Below are 18,594 nucleotides of genomic sequence, written 5' to 3' on the forward strand. Positions count from 1 at the left end.
TGAAATACACGACTAAAGGTACTGAATCTGTACAGGATCTTTTTGCTTCGAGGCTAAGATTTGATTAAGCCCATGCAAGCAGGCATCGTCTGGGTAAATCCGCAGCTCTTCAGGGAACTGCATCAAGCAAGCACCACCACTGGTAGTAACAGCAGCTGTGAGCATTAAGCCCTTCATGCCATCATTTGATCCCGGCCCAGCGGGTGCAGATGCACCCAACTTAGGATCACGCACACGATTGGCCATGAGGTAGGGGTTGATTTGGCTGCGGAGCATCTTGATATCGATCGCATTATCGATGCAAACATGAACGTTACGAGCAAAGCGCATGCGTGCGCCAGTAATATCCATTACTGCCTCAGAGACAATACGAACACCGCCCGAGAACTTATCTGGCGTTACGTTTACTTTTGCAACCAAGAGCTCATCTTCTTTTAACCAAGAACGATTAGGCTCGTAGACTTCGCTATACAAAGTTACTTCTAGCGCAGCACTACCATCATCAATAGTAGCAATCATCATGCGGCCACGTTGACCAGTCAGCATGCGTGCAGAAGTAATAATGCCGGCAATGAGCTGATCCTTACCCTCAGTGACCTTAGATAAGGGCTGACGAATAAAGTGGGAGGTCTCGTCACGATAAGCATCAAACATATGACCCGTTAAGCAAAGGCCTAAAGCATTCTTCTCTTCTTGTAGTCGCTTCTTCTCAGACCAGATAGGCTCACGCACCAACTCTGGGAGATGACGATCCTCTTCACCAGCAACTTCAAACAGACTGACTTGATGTATCGATGCCTCAGCTTGTTCTGCAGCCTCAATTGCTCTGGCTAGAGAGGCCAGTAAGGTTGAACGGATGTCATAGAGATTGCCGCCCGCAGGGACAGAGTCACGATACAAACTATCGAAAGCACCAGCACGCATTAAAGCTTCGATGGCACGACGGTTCACCTGGCGACGATCAACACGTGCGCAGAAATCAAAGAGATCTTTAAATGGGCCACCAGTCTCACGTGCCTTAACAATCGATTCGATTGCCGCTTCGCCAGTACCACGCACGGCACCTAAGCCATAACGAATATGACTAATTGGCGAGTCAGGAGTGGCATCGGGCGCACGCAATGGCGTGAACTCATAAACACCGGTGTTGATGTCCGGTGAAAACACCCGAATGTTATTCACCAAACAATCGTCATATAGAATCTTCACCTTATCGGTGTCATCCATCGCGAGCGATAAGTTGGCCGCCATAAATTCAGCAGGGTAATACGCTTTGAGCCAAGCAGTTTGGTAAGCTAAGAGTGCATATGCAGCAGCATGGGACTTATTAAAACCGTAGCCTGCAAAACGCTCCATCAAGTCATAGATCTCGTTTGCTTTTGCCTCTGTAATACCGCCTGCTTTTGCGCCATCACTAAAAATCTTGCGATGCTGAGCCATTTCTTCTGGCTTTTTCTTACCCATCGCACGACGCAACATGTCAGCGCCACCCAATGAGTAGCCGCCAATCATCTGCGCCATTTGCATCACCTGCTCTTGATAGACCATGATGCCGTAGGTCTCACGAAGAACTGGCTCAATACGAGGATCCGGATACTCGACTTTTTGGCGACCATGCTTACGCTCAATAAAGTCTGGGATCAAATCCATTGGGCCCGGGCGGTACAAAGCCACCAAGGCAATAATGTCCTCAAAGCGGTCTGGCTTTGCTTCACGAAGCATGCCTTGCATGCCGCGGCTTTCCAGCTGGAACACTGCAACGGTGTTAGCGCGCTTAAGAACATCAAAGGCTTTTTCATCATCCAGTGCAATCTCGCCGATATTCCAATCTCTGCGATCTGCATGGAGCGCTTTAATCCAACGCTCTGCTGCTGCCAAAATGGTTAAGGTGGTCAAGCCCAAGAAGTCGAACTTCACCAAGCCAATTGCTTCTACGTCATCTTTATCGAATTGACTAATGACGGAGCTACTGTCTTGATCTTTACTTTCTTGGGTGTAAAGCGGACAAAAATCCGTGAGGCGCCCTGGAGCAATTAATACACCACCGGCATGCATACCAACGTTACGGGTCATACCCTCTAACTGCTGCGCCAAGGAAAGCAATTGACGCACTTCATCTTCATTCTTCTCGCGCTCGGCTAATTGCTTCTCTTCTTTCTTGGCCATTTCAATCGTCATGTATTGACCTGGCTTATTCGGTACCAACTTAGCAATACCGTCTACGAAGTTATAGCCCTGCTCCAAAACGCGCCCAACGTCACGAATCGCCGCCCTAGCGGCCATCGTTCCAAAGGTAGCAATCTGACTCACCGCATCTTTACCGTACTTATCCTTCACGTACTGAATCACACGGTCGCGACCGTGCTGACAGAAATCGATATCAAAGTCAGGCATCGATACCCGCTCTGGATTGAGGAAGCGCTCAAAGAGTAAGTTGTAACGCAGTGGATCCAAATCGGTAATACCCAATGAGTAAGCTACTAAAGAGCCCGCACCAGATCCGCGACCAGGGCCAACTGGAACACCATTGTTCTTAGCCCAGTTAATAAAGTCCGCCACGATCAAGAAGTAACCCGGGAAACCCATTTGAGAAATCGTCTTCACTTCAAAAACGAGACGCTCTTGGTAGCGCGTCATTTCTTTTGCGCGCTCTTCTGCATCCGGGAAGTTGCGCTCCATGTGGCGCTTCAAACCGACCTCGGACTGCTGCAACAAATAGTCTTCTAAAGTGATACCAGGCGGTATTGGAAAATCTGGCAAACGTGGTTGACCTAAAACCAAAGAGAGGTTGCAACGCTTCGCAATTTCAACTGAGTTCGTTAATGCCGCTGGCAAATCAGCGAACCTTTTTTCCATCTCCTCTTGGGTCAGGAAATACTGTTCATCATTAAACTTTTTAGTACGCCGCGGGTTGCCGAGTAACTCGCCTTCAGCAATACAGACGCGGGCCTCATGCGCAGTGAAGTCGCTTTTCTGCATGAACTGCACAGGATGGGTTGCCACCACCGGTAAATCCAGCTCACTGGCTAAATGACAAGCAAGCTGCAGTTGTTTTTCATCTTGAGGATTGCCGCCGCGCTGAACTTCAATGTAGAAAGACTTTGGAAAGAGTTTTTCGTAGCGTCTGGCAACAATCTTGGCATGATCTTCTTGCCCGCCTAATAGTGCTGTACCTATTTCGCCCATACGTGCGCCAGAGAGTGCAATCAAGCCATAAGACAGCGTCCGCTTTGCTGCCTTGTCTTCTGCTTTAGCGGCAGGCTCACTAAACCAAGCAGAATCCACTTCAGCGCGACCACGCGATTGATTATCTAAAGATGCCCTGCTGAGCAGCTCGCATAAATTCAGATAACCCGAATGGTTTTGTACCAGTAGCAATAAACGATGGGGTTGATCTGGATCCTGAGGATTGCTAATCCAAACATCCGCTCCGGCAATCGGCTTAATGCCGCCGGAACGGGCAGCGGTATAGAACCGCACTAAACCAAATAAATTACTTAAATCCGTGATGGCCAACGCGCCCATCTCATCTTTAACGGCAGCCGCCACCGCATCATCAATGCGCACGACTCCATCCGTAATCGAAAACTCGGAATGGACGCGAAGATGTACAAAACGGGGTGAAGCCATGAGATGATTTTAGCTGTGTCCAAACTCAAAAACCCTTCATCCCCAGCCGGCGGCTATCGCGGGCGATTTGCCCCCTCGCCCACTGGTCCGCTCCACGCTGGATCCCTGGTTGCTGCCCTTGGAAGCTGGTTGGATGCCCGTAAAAATGGGGGTAAATGGCTACTCAGAATCGAGGATTTGGATACCCCCCGCTGTATACCCGAGGCAAGTCAGCAAATTCAGTCTCAATTGCTCGCCTGCGGCCTTTCCTGGGACGAGGAAGTAATCCATCAATCACAGCGCAATGAGGCCTATCTGAGGGCCTTAGAGCGCTTAAATGGGCTTGAATGCCTGTATTCCTGCACCTGTTCCCGACAAATGATTGCCAATACCCTAGCAAGCCTCGGAATTGAGACGCCCCGTAATCAAGAAATGGTCTATCCGGGCACTTGCCGTCCTACCAATCTAAGCAGGAAATCCCCTGAATCTTTTGGGGAATTACAACAAGCTTGGCGTATTGCTCTTCCCTCAAATTGCCATATTGAATTCGAGGATTTAGCGCTGGGACCACAAAGCCAAAACCTCAGCGAGGAGGTGGGTGATTTTGTCCTACGTAGAAGTGATGGTTTGTTTACCTACCAGCTTGCTGTGGTGGTTGATGATGCCGAGCAGAAAATTACACACGTTGTGCGTGGTCAAGACCTATTGAGCAACACCGCAAGACAAATCTATCTTCAAGAAGTTTTGGGATATAAACGACCAGAATATCTCCATCTACCACTGGTGCTCGATGAGCATGGTGAAAAACTCAGTAAGCAAACTTTAGCAACTCAAATTAATACGCAAGATGAGAAGTGCTCACTGATGGAGTTGCGCAAGGCGGCAAAACACTTAGGATTGAAGAATTTGCCTGATGGCGAGAATGTCACGATTGCAGAGTGGCTATTGGCAGCCACCCATGCATGGCGAAGTTAATTACTCGAAGTGAATTACTCGAGGTGAATTATTTTTTCTTAAAGCCACCAAGCAAAGCGCCAACAGCTGGCTTAGCAGGAGTAATGCCAGCCTTCTTCTCTTCTGGCTTGCTAGCGTCTGTAGTAGATGCTACGGATGCAGATGGCTCATAGGGCTTATAGAAAAAGGGGTCTGACATTTTGGCTGGTGCGCTGTAAGAGCTTCTGGATCCACTTGAGCTGCTAGAGCTACCATAGCTACTGGATGATGGACGGCTTTGTGAAGGCGCTCCTTCAGGTAGAGGCTGTACATCCAATTTGCGCTTCATGAGCTTTTCGATATCGTCAAGCAAACGCTTTTCACTGGCATCTACCAAAGCGATCGCGTCACCTTTGCTACCAGCACGGCCTGTACGACCAATGCGGTGAATAAAGTCTTCTGCGTTGTAAGGTAGTTCGTGATTGATCACGCAAGGCATATCTGGAATATCTAGACCACGAGCAGCAACATCGGTTGCCACCAATGCTTCAATTGCGCCAGATTTAAATGCATCTAAAGTTAAAGTGCGCTCACCCTGACTCTTATCACCATGAATCGCGCCCGCTTTAATACCGTCGCGCTCTAAAGCACGAGATAGCTTTGCACAACCCAAACGGCTATTGGTAAAGATGATGCATTGACGTGATAAGCCAGCACGGGTACGTGCCTCTAAAACTTTGACAATCGCTCGTTGCTTATCAGCTGATGACACCATATGAACTACTTGCTTCACCGTATCTGCGGCGGCGTTTTGACGAGCCACCTCAACCGTTACGGGAGTGCGCAAATAACTTTGCGCCAGCTTCTTGATCTCTGGTGAGAAAGTCGCAGAGAACAATAAGGTTTGTCTTTGTGCAGGAATCAAATCAATGATGCGCTGTAAGTCAGGCAAGAAACCCATATCGAGCATGCGATCGGCTTCGTCTAATACCAAAATCTCTACTTGGGAGAGGTTGGCAACTTTAGAGCCGATATGATCAAGCAAACGTCCGGGAGTGGCGATCAAAATTTCCACGCCATTGCGCAAAGTAGCTACTTGCTCTTTCATATCCACACCACCGTAAACAACGGCAGCACGTAAATCAGTATGCTTGGAGTAACTGGCGGCATTCTCAGATACTTGTACGGCCAACTCGCGAGTAGGAGTCAGAACCAACGCACGAATTGGGTGACGTGCAGGTGACGCACTGTTGCTAGCGTGACGCAAAATCTTTTGAATGATCGGCAATACAAATGCGGCTGTTTTACCAGTACCGGTTTGTGCTGCACCCATCAAGTCACTTCCCGCTAATACGTGCGGTATTGATTGCGCTTGAATCGGGGTGGGAATGGTGTAACCCTGTTCCAGAACCGCTTTTTGAATTTTCGGGTCTAAACCAAAGTCAGCAAAAGTGATTGTTGCCGGGGTTGGTGCAGTAGCAGCAGCGGCAGCAGTGTCAGTATTAGTAACACTAGGGGTAGCGGCTTCGCTAACCCCTGTAGATGAATTTATTTCAGTAGCAGTATTTGTCAAGGTAACTTACATGATGGCGGCAATGCCGGCCTTAGCGGTATCAGCATCTTCCGCAGATTTAACGCCGGAAACGCCGACTGCGCCGATGGTAAACCCATTTACCTCGATATTGACGCCACCTTCCAACATACCCGATACGTGTGGGGCAGATAAGAAAGCATGGCGACCGTTATTAATAATTTCTTCGTAAACACGAGTCTCGCGTTTACCCATTGCAGCAGTGCGCGCTTTTTCTTGAGCAATATAAGAAGACAAAGGAGCACAACCATCGCGACGGATTAAACCCAGCATATGACCACCATCATCACAAACGGCAATCGTTACTGCGAAATTATTTTTAGCAGCATGCTTGTCTGCTGCGTCCAAAATCTTTTGAACATCAGCCTGAGTTAAGTAAGGTTTAGTAGCTAACATGTTTAATCTTTCTGTCTCGAATATGGTGTATTTACTGCATGCACTTCTATATAAGTACTTGAATTATAAGGGGTGTAGCACGATTCTTCATACGGAACCAGGCTCCACCCCACTGAATGCGCTTCTGTGTTGCTCTAAGTCCTTCTTATTTAAGGAACTCTTGGGCTGCAACGACTCCGCTGGCCTTAGGTTTGTAACCCATAGAACCCAGACTCATTTCCACTCCGCTTAAGGCAGCCATCAAGCTCAGCTCATTGCAATCGCCCAAATGACCGATGCGGAATGCCTTGCCTTTGATCTTGCCCAAACCTGTTCCTAGGGAGAGGTTGAATTTCTCCAGCGCATGTTTACGCAATACATCCGCATCCATACCTTCTGGTGTCGCGATGCAAGTGAGCACTGGGGAATAGCAATCTTGATCTTGACACTGAATCTCCAGACCCCACGCATTGACTGCTGCACGGCAAGCGGCAGCTAAACGTTGGTGACGTGCAAAGATCGTATCCAATCCTTCGGCCATCATCATATCCATTGCTTCATGTAAACCGTACATCAAATTGGTACTTGGAGTTGTTGGCCAGTAACCATTTTTATTCGACTCAAGAATCTCATCCCAAGCCCAATATGATTTATGTATTTTGTTGCTATTACTAACTTCAATGGCGCGCGGAGACAAAGCATTAAAGCCAATGCCTGGTGGCAACATCAAGCCTTTTTGTGAACCAGAGATGGTGACATCCGCACCCCACTTGTCATGCTCATAGTCCGCTGAACCCAAGCCAGATACGCTGTCTACGAGCAATAAGGATGGATGCTTTAAAGAATCAATCGCCTTACGAACAGCAGCAATATTGGAAGTAACGCCGGTGGAAGTTTCGTTATGTACCACGCACACTGCTTTGATCTCATGACCAGTATCTTTGCGTAAACGCTCTTCGATCACAGATGCGTCAACACCCCAACGCCAAGAATCTTGTCCTGCCTTACCAACCACTTCAACATCTAAACCAAGACGCTTACCAAGCGCACGCCACAAGTTTGCAAATTGACCTGTTTCATAAAACAACACTTTATCGCCAGGATTAAGAACGTTCACTAACGCGCCTTCCCAAGCACCAGTTCCAGATGCGGAATAAATAATGACCGGTTGCTCCGTTTTGAAAATCTTTTTGATGCCATCCAATACTTTCAAACCAAAAGCACCAAACTCAGGACCACGATGGTCAATCGTTTGATAGCTAATAGCACGTAGTACGCGCGGGGGAACGGGACTTGGGCCAGGAATATGTAAAAAATGGCGTCCTGATGCGTGGTTATCAAGTTTCAACATGCTGTGTCTCACTTTTAAAGTGTTTATAGGTAGTTATTTCTGCTGCTAGTGTATGACAATTTTTGGAGAATTTCCATTTTGTATACAATTTATTTTCAATAGATCCCAAAATAAAGCCTTATTTAAGCATTTAAAGGCTGTATTTATGCCTTAAGATCGTTTATTCTTATTTTGTATACAAATTATTTAGGCCAGAGGTTGATCCATGACAGTACTAGAACAGCCAAATTCACAAAATTTGCATGAAGCGACTTTCGAGAAGCTCAGATCCCTTTTGGTTGAAGGCAAGATTGCTCCTGGCAGCAAACTCAATGAACGCGAATTGGCTGAGAGTCTCAATGTCTCGCGTACCCCCATTCGTGAAGCCATTCGCCGGCTAGCTGCTGAAGGTCTGGTGGAGTTAATCGCCAATCGAGGCGCCATCGCCGTGCAACTCAGCCTTGAAGATGTATTAAATACGTTTGATGTGATTGCAGATCTCGAGGGGTTCTCTGGAGAATTAGCAGCCAACAATATTAGTGATGCCACTCTCTCTGAATTAGAAGCCCTCCAATATGAAATGATGGCTTCCTATGCGCGTCGTGATTTATCGAGTTACTACAAACTCAATTTACGCATTCATCATCTGATTAATCAGGCGGCAAACAATCCTGTTTTATCTAAGCTGTTTACTCAAGTCAATGCACGCATTGAAGCCTTGCGCTTTCGCTCCAATCAGGATGGTGTGAAATGGGAGAAGGCGGTAGAAGAACACCAGGAGATGCTTGATGCTCTTAAAGCGCGCGACAGTGTTCGTATGCGAAAAATCATGATCCAGCACGTCAGAAATAAACGCGATGTGGTTGCGCAATTACTCCAATCAGAATCCAAGATAGAAACTACAAAAGCATGAATAAGCCCGTAGAAATGAATGTGCTTAAAGACCTAATGGTTGACCAAGCACTGCTAGCTAAGCGCCTGCGCCAAGAGACTTCTGGCGAAGTGATGACTGATAGCGCGAGTCGTGGGCGCTATGCGACTGATGCTTCTATTTATCAAGCGATGCCGGTTGCGGTTTTTGTACCAAAAACTGCACAAGATATTGCGAGCGCTATACAGATTGCAGCAGAGATGGGCGTGCCGGTTCTACCGCGTGGAGGAGGCACTAGTCAGTGCGGCCAAACTACTGGTACAGCACTTGTTATTGATAACACTAAATATTTCAGAAACGTTTTAGATCTCAATCTGGACAAAGGTTATGTAGAAGTTGAACCTGGTATCGTTTTAGATCACCTCAATGGCTCACTCAAGCAACATGGTCTTTGGTATCCAGTGGATGTGTCTACTGCTGGACAAGCAACCATTGGTGGTATGGCAGGCAATAACTCCTGTGGCAGCCGCTCGATTGCTTACGGCAATATGGTGCACAACGTTTTAGGCATAGATGCCTGGCTAGCGGATGGCAGAATTGCCAACTTCAGTGATTACGCAAGCAGCACTGGAGCCGCAAAGCAACTAGGTGATTTTGTTAAAAACCTAGCTACTACCCTCCAACCAGAAATCGAAGCACGCTTTCCGAAAGTACTTAGACGGGTAGCTGGCTATAACCTGGATATCTTTCATCCGCAGAGTGAGTTGCCTTATACGCAAGATGGCAGCGTTAACCTCTCCCATCTCTTAGTTGGTAGTGAAGGTACTCTTGGGTACTTTAAATCGCTCAAGCTCAAGCTAGCTCCTTTGCCACAACACAAAGTGTTAGGCATTGTGAACTTCGCCAGCTTCTACAAAGCAATGGACAGCGCACAACATATTGTGAAGTTAGGTCCTACCGCTGTTGAGTTAGTCGATCGCACCATGATTGATCTGGCTCGCAGCAACCCTAGCTTTAAGAAAACCATTGAAACCGCCTTAATAGATCACACAGCTCAGACTCCAGAAGCGATCTTGTTAGTGGAGTTTTCAGGCGAAGCCCATGCGCCACTATTAGATAAGCTCAAAGCATTACAAGAACTCATGAGTGATCTCGGTTTACCAGGATCTGTTGTACCGATGCCTGATGCATCCCTGCAAAAGAATTTATGGGAAGTGCGTAAGGCTGGTCTAAACATCATGATGAGCCTTAAAGGTGATGGCAAACCAGTGAGTTTTATTGAAGACTGTGCAGTTCCTCTGGAAAGCTTGGCTGAATATACCCAGGCTTTAACGGATGTATTTTCTAAATATGGGTCACGTGGCACTTGGTATGCCCACGCTTCTGTAGGTACATTGCATGTGCGCCCTATTTTAGATATGCGCAGAGATGGTGCTCAGAAGATGCGTGCGGTTGCTGAAGAAGCTTCTGCCCTGGTGCGCAAGTACAAAGGCGCTTATAGCGGTGAGCATGGCGACGGCCTTTGCCGAGGCGAGTGGATCTCTTGGCAGTTTGGTCCAAAGATCACAGAAGCCCTCGCAGAAATCAAGCACGCATTCGATCCTAAAGGATTGTTTAATCCCGGCAAGATTATTGATCCACCAAAGATGGATGACGCAAGTAACTTTAGATTTCCACCAAGCTACAAAGTGATCCCTTTACAACCGGCATTGGATTGGTCTGCTTGGAACGTGCAAAACGATGCTGTCACAGAAGCAACTACTGCACCAGGCACAGGCGGTGATCCTGCTATGGGATTAGCTAAAGCAGTGGAGATGTGCAACAACAACGGCCACTGCCGTAAGTTTGATGCGGAAGTGATGTGTCCAAGCTATCGCGTCACGCGTGATGAGAAGCACCTGACTCGCGGTAGAGCAAACACTCTGCGTCTGGCGCTCTCCAATCAACTCGACATCAAAGATGAATCCTCTCCATTAGGAAGCGATGCCATTAAAGAAGTGATGGAACTTTGTGTGAGCTGTAAGGCTTGCCGCCGTGAGTGCCCTACTGGCGTGGATATGGCCAAGATGAAGATTGAGTTCTTGTCTGCCTATAAGAAGCGTGTTGGTCATTCTTTGCGGGATTTAGCAGTTGCTTACCTTCCTAAATACGCAAATACGATTAGCGCTATCCCATTCTTGCCAGCCATATTGAACTTACGCAATCACATCAAACCCATTGCAACACTCCAAGAGTGGATCATGGGCATTTCTGCGCAAAGAAGTTTACCGACCTGGAAGACCAAGACTTTCTGGAACCAGAAAACAGCTAACTCTTATCAGTACACACCAGAGCAACTGGCTAGCAATGCTAATGGCAAAGGCGTTGTTTTATTGGCCGATACCTTTAATGCCTTCTTCGAAGATGAAAACCTGCAAGCTGCATTAAAGGTGCTCAATGCTGCAGGCTATCGCGTGCATATACCCAATAAGAGAGAAAGCAAAAGCCAAAGTAAAGCAGCAAGCCAAGCCAATACTTGCTCCAAAGAGTTTTGCTGTGGCAGAACCTATCTTGCAGCTGGTATGGTTGATAAAGCCAAGGCTACTTTGGGTGAACTGGTTGATCATCTTGCACCCTATGCCGACAAGAACATTCCGATTATTGGCTTAGAGCCTTCTTGCCTCTTCACTTTAAAAGATGAAGCCTTAGTGATGGGTTTTGGTGAACGCGCCGTGACTGTTTCTAAGCAAGCGCAATTACTGGAAGAGTTCTTGGCTGGCGAAGTAAGGGCAGGTAAGCTTAAATTGAATTTCAAGGCAGCCGATAAGTCAGTGTTATTTCATGGTCACTGTCATCAGAAAGCATTTGCTGCAGTAACTCCAGCAATGGAATTACTCAAGCTTATTCCCAATGCAGAACCCAAGCTGATTGAATCTTCTTGCTGCGGTATGGCTGGTAGCTTTGGTTATGAGGCCGAGCATATTGAAGTGTCTAAGCAAATGGCTGAAGCCAGTCTATTGCCAAGTATTCGCAAATCACCCGATAGCTGGGTGGTAGCAGATGGTACGAGTTGTCGCCATCAAATTGCCGATGGCACTCAACGAGAAGCTGTTCATATCGCCAGAATTTTGGCGGCACATCTATAGCGTATTAACGTATTACGCCATAACCCACCATCAACAAGGTTCCAGTCAACAAGGCTGGAACCAAACGGCGAGTTGGCTTAGAGATCATCACGCCAATTGCCAAGGCGCAGATCAAAATGCGGATCCACAAAGGCACTGTTGCCATCAAGCCCAAGGGCATCACAATCAAGCGAATGGTTAAAGCAGCAACCATTGCGTAGGTCACAGCAGCCAACCAACGGAAGATCTCACTATCTTGATTAATGCTTTGCGATAGCAATACGCCGATTGCGCGACAAAAGTAAGTGCCAAGGCAAGCACCTATCAAGGCTATCCAAAGGCCCCAGCCTGAAAGCGCGTTAGCCATAGTATCTATAGCGCTCATCCAACTACCCCAGATTTATTTCGCAAGAGCTTACGATCAATAAAGTAAGCCAGGGTACCTGCGACTAAGCCAGCCGTTAATAAACTGGTGTCGCGATCAACTACAAAGAAGATAGGGCCAAAGATGCAGCCCAAGAAAATCGCAATGCGATTAATCCAGGGCTTTACTTCAGTAAAGGTCAGCAAGAAGAACAGTGGATTAATAAAGACCAGACCTAGAGTGACAGCGGGCGGCACCATACCAGCCAAGTAGTAACCTAAAATAGTTCCCGGAATCGAGATTAGCCAACACAGCAACCCCAAGCCAACGAAATAGCTCAAGCGATGTTTCACCTCAATCGCATGAAACTCGCGCATGGAGATGGCCCATGCTGTCATTGCTAGCAAATGTACCGAAGCATAAAGACTGCGATTGCGATCTTTTTGATGAAACTGAGGGAAGAGTGTCACCGTCATGGTGATAAAGCGTGTTGATGTGAGCGTGACTGCCAACGCGATTGCAACAACAGATGATCCAGTAATCGCCATCTCGAGCAAGACAACCTGTCCTGGTAACGCAAACATGAAGAATGAAGTGAAGGTGGTGAACCAAACATCAAAGCCATTGGTTTTACCCATGGCCCCAAAGCCCACCATGCCGGCAAAGAGCACCATTGCAGGAGCGCCTGCTGCATCCCGAATGCCAGACCAAAAGGCATCGCCTGGATTTTTAAACCGTTGTGCCGCAGGCTCTTCTAGCGCGATTTCGCTAGGATCAATATAGGACTGGTCTGCGGATGACATAGATTAATTGTAAGCCTAGTAACTTTTAAGCCTTGCAATCCCCTAGGGCCCATTCAATATGCTCAGCCACTAAACCATCAGCATCTGAAAGCGCCTTAGTTAAAGCCAAACGTATTGCTGCCTTATCACCATCCACTACAGCAGAGCTTGCCAGCGCATTGCCCATTGCTACCGCTAGATTACGACGCCAGCGGCTATAACCAATTCTGCGAATGGCGCTACCTTCATGACGATGCTCAAACTCCGCTTCAGTCCAGGACCATAGATGCAAGAGGCTTGCCTGCCCTAAGCCATGACGCCTTGCAAAGTCAGGGAGTTCTGTACGTTTAGCAAATTTATTCCAAGGGCAAATGAGTTGGCAGTCATCACAGCCATACACCCGATTGCCCATAGCTTTTCTGAACTCTACTGGGATGGCGTCAGGATTCTCAATCGTGAGGTAAGAAATACATCTTCTGGCATCTAATTGATAAGGCGCAGTAATAGCTTGCGTTGGACACACATCAATACAAGAGGTGCAAGTACCGCAATGCTCTTCAGTCTCTGCATCAATCGGTAATGGCACATCTACTAAGATCTCGCCTAAGAAAAACGTGGAGCCAGATTCTCGATTCAGTAAGAGCGTGTGTTTTCCACGCCAACCTAAGCCCGCCTTGCGAGCCAACTCAACCTCCATTAACGGAGCTGAATCTGTGAAGACGCGATAGCCCAATTTACCAATACGTTCTTCTATGAGTTGGGCAAATTCTTGCAAGCGATTACGAAGTACTTTGTGATAGTCGCGCCCTCTCGCATACATTGAAACTACTGCTTGAGTAGGATCCTCTAGTCTCTGCCACTCATTATCGAAATCGGTTTCAGGTGGGAGGTAGCTCATGGATACGCAGATCACACGTACGGTGCCGGGTACTAAGAGCTCAGGATTAGAGCGTAAATCAGCGTGGCGCTGCATGTATTCCATTTGGCCGTGACGACCCTGCTCAAGCCATTCTTTTAGCCGATCAGTCGCAGACCCTAAATGGGTGTCAGTAATCCGCAATCCATCAAACCCAAGCTTTGTCGCTTGGGCATTAAGCCAATCACGCAGATTGGGCTCATCTAAGGATTGAGGGCTAGTAGATAAAGGCATATGGAATACAGAATGTAGCGCAAATATTGAATAAACTAGGGGAATGGCTCAAACACCGGCAACAACAACAAAGGCAACCCCGCTTACAGCAATAGAACTCTATTGTAGGCAGGAAGCCGACACCGCTTCTCTTGCCAAGCATCTGGCAGCCAGTTTTGAGCACTTTCTGACTAAGCAGCCAGATTCACACTTAAATATCTCCTTAGAGGGTGATCTTGGCGCCGGCAAGACTACTTTTGCGAGGTATCTGATTCAGGCTTTGGGTCATGATGGCAAGGTAAAGAGTCCTACCTATACTTTGTGCGAACCCTACCCGCTGCAATTAAAAGAGCAAGCAATCACTGTTCACCATTTTGATTTGTATCGCATGCGTGATCCTTTGGAATGGCAAGAAGCAGGATTTGCAGAGCATTTTGATGTTCCGGGTATTTGCTTAATCGAGTGGCCAGAAAAAGCAGAAGGCACTCTACCCGCTTTTGATATTCAGATTCAGCTGTCTGCCGGTACGGATGAGAATGATCGCACCATTAAGATCAACAGCGTGAGTTCATCTGGAGCAAGTGCATTGCAAGAGATTAAGCCCTAGTAATACATGAGTACTATAAAGATCAAACCTAAGATCAACCTCTCGAAAAGACAAACACTCAAGACTTCAGCGAAGTTCTTAAGCTTTGCACTCTTGCTGACAGAGCTAGATATTGCCTGGGGCGCCAAAATATTGGGTGTACGTGTCTGGCCATCCGAGGACTACACCCGCGTCACACTGGAATCCGATACACCGCTACCGATTACGCAACAGATACTGACTAATCCAGATCGTTTGGTGGTTGATGTGCAGGGGTTGGAATTGAATCCGACTCTCAAAGATTTAGTGGCCAAGGTAAAGCCAAACGATCCCTATATCTCACAGGTTCGGGTTGGGCAATTTCAGCCAGGTATTGTGCGTTTGGTGTTTGACTTAAAAGAACCAATCAAGCCACAACTGTTTACCCTAGAGCCGATTGGTGAGTACAACTACCGCATGGTCTTTGACCTCTACCCTACTACTCCACCAGACCCATTGATGGCCTTGGTTAGAAGCAGCGCCAAGAAAGAGAGCGCTCTTGAAAAATCTAATGAGGAAGTCGATCTCATTGCACAGTTCGCCACGAAGAAAGAAAAAGAACTCGCTAAAGTTCCAGCGGCACCAGTTGCGCAAGCTATTCCAGGTCCCAAGGAGTTGCCAGCCTCAGCCAAATATAAGCGCTTGATCACTATTGCAATTGATCCAGGCCATGGCGGTGAAGATCCAGGCGCTATTGGCGCTGCGGGCTCTAGAGAAAAGAATGTCGTACTCGCCATTGCAAAGAGATTGAAAGACAAGATTGAAGGCGAAGCGTATATGCGCCCTTTCTTAACCAGAGATGGTGATTACTTTGTGCCTCTGCATGTCAGGGTACAAAAAGCACGCCGAGTGGAAGCGGATTTATTTGTCTCGATTCATGCGGATGCCTTCATTGAAAGAAATGCTAAGGGCGCTTCGGTATTTGCACTCTCTCAGATGGGAGCAAGTAGTACGACAGCAAGATGGATGGCCAATAAAGAAAATGCATCCGATCTGATTGGCGGCATCAATATCAAAACGCAAGATAGGCAAGTTGCTAACTTGCTATTAGATATGTCAACTACTGCCCAAATCAAAGACTCCTTGCAGGTTGGCAACTCCATCTTGAAGCAAATCGGTGGATTTGCACCTCTACATAAACCCAAGGTAGAACAGGCTAGCTTTGCAGTATTAAAGGCCCCGGATATCCCATCAATCCTGGTTGAGACCGCTTTTATTAGCAATCCCCAGGAAGAAGCCAGATTGAATGATGATGGCTACCAAGATCGGATTGCGGAGGCGATTTTGAGAGGAATTAAGGACTATTTTTCCAAAAATCCACCGGTCGCCAGGCGGGTCAACTCCTAGGAACTTGTAACTACAAGGGCTGAGGGGCAGACCCCATAGACCTGAGGAGCACCTACAAACTTCTTGCTATAATTTATGGCTTAACTGGGTCGGTAGCTCAGTCGGTAGAGCAGCGGACTTTTAATCCGTTGGTCGCGAGTTCGAATCTCGCCCGACCCACCAGTTATACAAAAGCCACCTTCGGGTGGCTTTTTCTTTTTGGAAATTTATCTCTGGTTTTTATTGGGGAAATACCACTTTCCATTTCTGATGGGCAAGAAACTGCCGTCATCAATACCCACTTCCTGCGCAGTGAGTCTATTTTTAATATCTAGTTATTTAGCTAACACATTGCTTATTAAACTTGATACCATATTAAAAAATTTTGGAGATATGAATGATGATTAGGCAACTTCTTTACGCTCTCATAACCTTACTGGCATTTCATTATTCATCAGTAGCAGCACAAGAATATCCAAATAAGCCAATTAAAGTTGTCATTCCATATGCACCAGGTGGTCCATCAGATATTTTTGGACGTTTACTATTCCAAAAAATTAATGAAAATACTGGTTACACATTTGTTATCGAGAACAAGCCTGGGGCGAGCGCTAACATTGGAATCCAATATGTAGCTAAATCCAATCCAGATGGATATACTTTACTTCTGAGTAGTAGCGCATTTGTAATTAATCCATCTTTAATTACAAATTCTGGTTACGATGCAATTCGTGACTTTGCGGCAATTTCATTACCAGCAAGCTCTCCAAATATCATTGTAGTTAACCCCACATTTCAAGCTAAAAATTTCAAAGAATTTTTAAGCTTAATCAAAAAAAATCCTGGGAGATATGATTATTCGTCGCCTGGATCCGGAACAAGTCCGCAACTGACTGCAGAATTACTAAAGCTAAAAGCCAATTTAGACATTAAACATATTTCCTACAACGGTGGTGGGCCTGCCCTGCAAGCGGTATTGAGTAATGATGTACCTATTGGCTTCGCAGTATTGCCACCAACCGTTCAACAAATCGTAGGCGGAAAAGTTCTTGGTTTAGCAGTAACTAGTGGGGTCAGATATCCTTCGCTCCCCGATATCCCGACAGTAGCAGAATCTGGATTTCCTGAATTTGAAGGTGAGACAATCCAGTTTTTAATGGCACCCGCAGGTACGCCAAAGCCCATAATTCAAAAACTTAATCAAGAAGTCATTAAGGTATTTGGAAATCAAGAGATACGCAGTAAGTTATCCAGCATGGGCTTTATTGTCAGCCTCAGAACTCCAGAGCAATCAGAGCAAAAGATTAAACTCGAAGTTGAAAAATGGGCGCAGGTCATTAAAGCAAATAAAATTCAGGCTGATTAAATTGATCTACCCTAGTAATCGCCAGCAAGAAAACCTGCGATTCTTCCTAATGTAAACATCCTAATCAAGAAGTGCAGCTCTCTAACTAAAAGCTGAATAAACATGTCTTCCAAGAATAAAATTATAGAAAAGATTATTAATTAGATGTAATAGCCGCCGTCTTAACGATCACTTCATTCTTTTTAAGCTCAACAGTCATAAAGTTTTTAAACTGCCCAGGCGTCCCCCCCAAGATTACCGAACCCTCCGTAGAAAAAACCTCAATAATCTCTTTATTCGTTAATCCATTATTCACGACCTGATTCAGTTTTTGAACAATCTTTTGATTTGTACCGGCAGGAGCAAGAAGGCCATACCAAGTACCCGCCTCTACCCCACTCAAACCAGCTTGCGCAAGAGTTGGAACATCTGGCAGTAGTGCCGATCTATTTTTTGAGCTTACTGCTAAGGCTCTTAATTTTCCCGATTTAATAAGCGGGGTAGAAGTACTAACAGTATCAAATAAAACATCTATTTCTCCGCCAAGCAAAGCAGTTAATGCCGGATTAGTCCCCTTAAATGGGATATGCGTCATATCCATTTTGGTTGCCATTTTGAATGACTCTCCAGCAAGATGGGCGGCACTCCCATTACCAAAGGATCCATAATTGATTCTTCCTTTTGCATCCACCCCAGCCCGTAGCAAATCAGCAACGGAATATATTTTTGAATCTGCATTAACTACTAGCACTAAGGGTTGTGACGAAATTAATATCACTGGCTCAAAACCCTTTACCGGGTCATAAGGCAGATTGGGATAGGTAAATGGGGATATCGTCAAAGGTCCAGCAGCGCTGAAAAGTAAAGTGTAGCCATCGGGTAATGCTTTAGAAACAAAATCCTGACCAATCGTACCGCCAGCCCCCGCCTTATTCTCGACAAGAACGGACTGATTTAGGCCAGTGGAGATTAGTTTCGCAATTAATCTCGCAGTAATATCGGTCCCTCCGCCGGGAGCATAGGGTACGATTAATTTAATTGGCCTGTTAGGATAGGGCTGAGCATATGTTGCGCCTATACCAAGAGCAATGAAAGCTACCAGAGCAATATATGTCTTAAATTTATTCATCTTCGCAACTCTCATCCTCATTGGGAGGTTTATAAAGTTATGCCGACCAGAGGCGAACTTAAATATATTTAAGCATCGCTT

Annotated in this window: 14 protein-coding genes and 1 tRNA gene; 7 read left to right on the plus strand and 8 right to left on the minus strand. The window is 46.5% G+C overall.

Annotation, left to right across the window (positions count from 1 at the left end; all coding sequences use genetic code 11):
- Positions 1-12: 12 nt before the first annotated feature.
- On the minus strand, positions 13-3,630 hold the full coding sequence (gene dnaE, locus ICN20_RS01140; RefSeq protein WP_216237675.1) for a DNA polymerase III subunit alpha: 3,618 nt from the start codon (positions 3,628-3,630) through the stop codon (positions 13-15).
- Between the two features lie 3 nt (positions 3,631-3,633).
- Here dnaE and gluQRS point away from each other — a divergent pair, with 3 nt between their 5' ends.
- On the plus strand, positions 3,634-4,584 hold the full coding sequence (gene gluQRS / locus ICN20_RS01145; RefSeq protein WP_216237678.1) for a tRNA glutamyl-Q(34) synthetase GluQRS: 951 nt from the start codon (positions 3,634-3,636) through the stop codon (positions 4,582-4,584).
- A gap of 28 nt (positions 4,585-4,612) precedes the next feature.
- On the opposite strand, the gene ICN20_RS01150 is transcribed toward gluQRS, so the two are convergent.
- The 3 genes from ICN20_RS01150 to ICN20_RS01160 all read right to left on the minus strand — a co-directional run bounded on the left by ICN20_RS01150 (position 4,613) and on the right by ICN20_RS01160 (position 7,859).
- Positions 4,613-6,115, minus strand: coding sequence for a DEAD/DEAH box helicase (locus tag ICN20_RS01150; RefSeq protein WP_216237680.1), 1,503 nt, complete (start codon positions 6,113-6,115; stop codon positions 4,613-4,615).
- A 6-nt stretch (positions 6,116-6,121) separates the two neighbouring features.
- The gene (locus ICN20_RS01155; protein WP_216237682.1) at positions 6,122-6,529 is read right to left on the minus strand and encodes a heme-binding protein; all 408 of its coding nucleotides are present in this window, start codon (positions 6,527-6,529) and stop codon (positions 6,122-6,124) included.
- A gap of 145 nt (positions 6,530-6,674) precedes the next feature.
- Positions 6,675-7,859 (minus strand): alanine--glyoxylate aminotransferase family protein, encoded by a 1,185-nt coding sequence (locus tag ICN20_RS01160; RefSeq protein WP_216237683.1) that lies wholly within the window; start codon positions 7,857-7,859, stop codon positions 6,675-6,677.
- A gap of 205 nt (positions 7,860-8,064) precedes the next feature.
- Between ICN20_RS01160 and ICN20_RS01165 the strand changes: the two genes are divergently transcribed.
- Together ICN20_RS01165 and ICN20_RS01170 are read left to right on the plus strand one after the other, a co-directional pair.
- Positions 8,065-8,751, plus strand: a complete 687-nt coding sequence (locus tag ICN20_RS01165) for a GntR family transcriptional regulator (protein ID WP_216237684.1) — start codon at positions 8,065-8,067, stop codon at positions 8,749-8,751.
- On the plus strand, positions 8,748-11,834 hold the full coding sequence (locus ICN20_RS01170) for an FAD-binding and (Fe-S)-binding domain-containing protein (RefSeq protein ID WP_216237685.1): 3,087 nt from the start codon (positions 8,748-8,750) through the stop codon (positions 11,832-11,834). The genes ICN20_RS01165 and ICN20_RS01170 overlap by 4 nt, the downstream gene beginning before the upstream one ends.
- Positions 11,835-11,838: 4 nt before the next feature.
- On the opposite strand, the gene ICN20_RS01175 is transcribed toward ICN20_RS01170, so the two are convergent.
- The 3 genes from ICN20_RS01175 to queG are packed head-to-tail and all read right to left on the minus strand — an operon-like array spanning position 11,839 to position 14,109.
- A complete protein-coding gene (locus tag ICN20_RS01175) occupies positions 11,839-12,198 on the minus strand; it encodes an AzlD domain-containing protein (RefSeq protein WP_216237686.1) in 360 nt (119 codons plus the stop codon).
- Complete coding sequence (locus ICN20_RS01180) at positions 12,195-12,980, minus strand: AzlC family ABC transporter permease (RefSeq protein ID WP_216237688.1); 786 nt, start codon at positions 12,978-12,980, stop codon at positions 12,195-12,197. Before ICN20_RS01180 ends, ICN20_RS01175 begins: the two co-directional genes overlap by 4 nt.
- A 25-nt stretch (positions 12,981-13,005) precedes the next feature.
- Complete coding sequence (gene queG / locus ICN20_RS01185) at positions 13,006-14,109, minus strand: tRNA epoxyqueuosine(34) reductase QueG (protein WP_216237690.1); 1,104 nt, start codon at positions 14,107-14,109, stop codon at positions 13,006-13,008.
- Between the two features lie 43 nt (positions 14,110-14,152).
- On the opposite strand from queG, the gene tsaE reads away from it, so the two are divergent.
- The 4 genes from tsaE to ICN20_RS01205 all read left to right on the plus strand — a co-directional run bounded on the left by tsaE (position 14,153) and on the right by ICN20_RS01205 (position 17,405).
- Positions 14,153-14,695 (plus strand): tRNA (adenosine(37)-N6)-threonylcarbamoyltransferase complex ATPase subunit type 1 TsaE, encoded by a 543-nt coding sequence (gene tsaE, locus ICN20_RS01190; protein WP_216237692.1) that lies wholly within the window; start codon positions 14,153-14,155, stop codon positions 14,693-14,695.
- A 6-nt stretch (positions 14,696-14,701) separates the two neighbouring features.
- Positions 14,702-16,060: an N-acetylmuramoyl-L-alanine amidase gene (locus ICN20_RS01195; protein ID WP_216237693.1), complete on the plus strand. Its 1,359-nt coding sequence runs from the start codon at positions 14,702-14,704 to the stop codon at positions 16,058-16,060.
- An 86-nt stretch (positions 16,061-16,146) separates the two neighbouring features.
- Positions 16,147-16,222, plus strand: a tRNA-Lys gene (locus tag ICN20_RS01200).
- A gap of 214 nt (positions 16,223-16,436) precedes the next feature.
- Positions 16,437-17,405, plus strand: a complete 969-nt coding sequence (locus ICN20_RS01205) for a tripartite tricarboxylate transporter substrate binding protein (protein ID WP_216237694.1) — start codon at positions 16,437-16,439, stop codon at positions 17,403-17,405.
- Positions 17,406-17,541: 136 nt separating this feature from the next.
- On the opposite strand, the gene ICN20_RS01210 is transcribed toward ICN20_RS01205, so the two are convergent.
- Positions 17,542-18,513 (minus strand): tripartite tricarboxylate transporter substrate binding protein, encoded by a 972-nt coding sequence (locus ICN20_RS01210; protein WP_216237695.1) that lies wholly within the window; start codon positions 18,511-18,513, stop codon positions 17,542-17,544.
- Between the last annotated feature and the right edge of the window lie 81 nt (positions 18,514-18,594).

The organism is Polynucleobacter sp. JS-Polo-80-F4 (assembly GCF_018881965.1).
GTDB lineage: Bacteria > Pseudomonadota > Gammaproteobacteria > Burkholderiales > Burkholderiaceae > Polynucleobacter.

Coding starts and splice junctions, on each gene's coding strand:
- ICN20_RS01155 (WP_216237682.1), bottom strand. CDS start 6,529: ATGTTAGCTACTAAACCTTACTTAACTCAGGCTGATGTTCAAAAGATT.
- ICN20_RS01175 (WP_216237686.1), bottom strand. CDS start 12,198: ATGAGCGCTATAGATACTATGGCTAACGCGCTTTCAGGCTGGGGCCTT.
- queG (WP_216237690.1), bottom strand. CDS start 14,109: ATGCCTTTATCTACTAGCCCTCAATCCTTAGATGAGCCCAATCTGCGT.
- gluQRS (WP_216237678.1), top strand. CDS start 3,634: ATGATTTTAGCTGTGTCCAAACTCAAAAACCCTTCATCCCCAGCCGGC.
- ICN20_RS01180 (WP_216237688.1), bottom strand. CDS start 12,980: ATGTCATCCGCAGACCAGTCCTATATTGATCCTAGCGAAATCGCGCTA.
- ICN20_RS01205 (WP_216237694.1), top strand. CDS start 16,437: ATGATGATTAGGCAACTTCTTTACGCTCTCATAACCTTACTGGCATTT.
- dnaE (WP_216237675.1), bottom strand. CDS start 3,630: ATGGCTTCACCCCGTTTTGTACATCTTCGCGTCCATTCCGAGTTTTCG.
- ICN20_RS01165 (WP_216237684.1), top strand. CDS start 8,065: ATGACAGTACTAGAACAGCCAAATTCACAAAATTTGCATGAAGCGACT.
- ICN20_RS01210 (WP_216237695.1), bottom strand. CDS start 18,513: ATGAATAAATTTAAGACATATATTGCTCTGGTAGCTTTCATTGCTCTT.
- ICN20_RS01160 (WP_216237683.1), bottom strand. CDS start 7,859: ATGTTGAAACTTGATAACCACGCATCAGGACGCCATTTTTTACATATT.
- tsaE (WP_216237692.1), top strand. CDS start 14,153: ATGGCTCAAACACCGGCAACAACAACAAAGGCAACCCCGCTTACAGCA.
- ICN20_RS01170 (WP_216237685.1), top strand. CDS start 8,748: ATGAATAAGCCCGTAGAAATGAATGTGCTTAAAGACCTAATGGTTGAC.
- ICN20_RS01195 (WP_216237693.1), top strand. CDS start 14,702: ATGAGTACTATAAAGATCAAACCTAAGATCAACCTCTCGAAAAGACAA.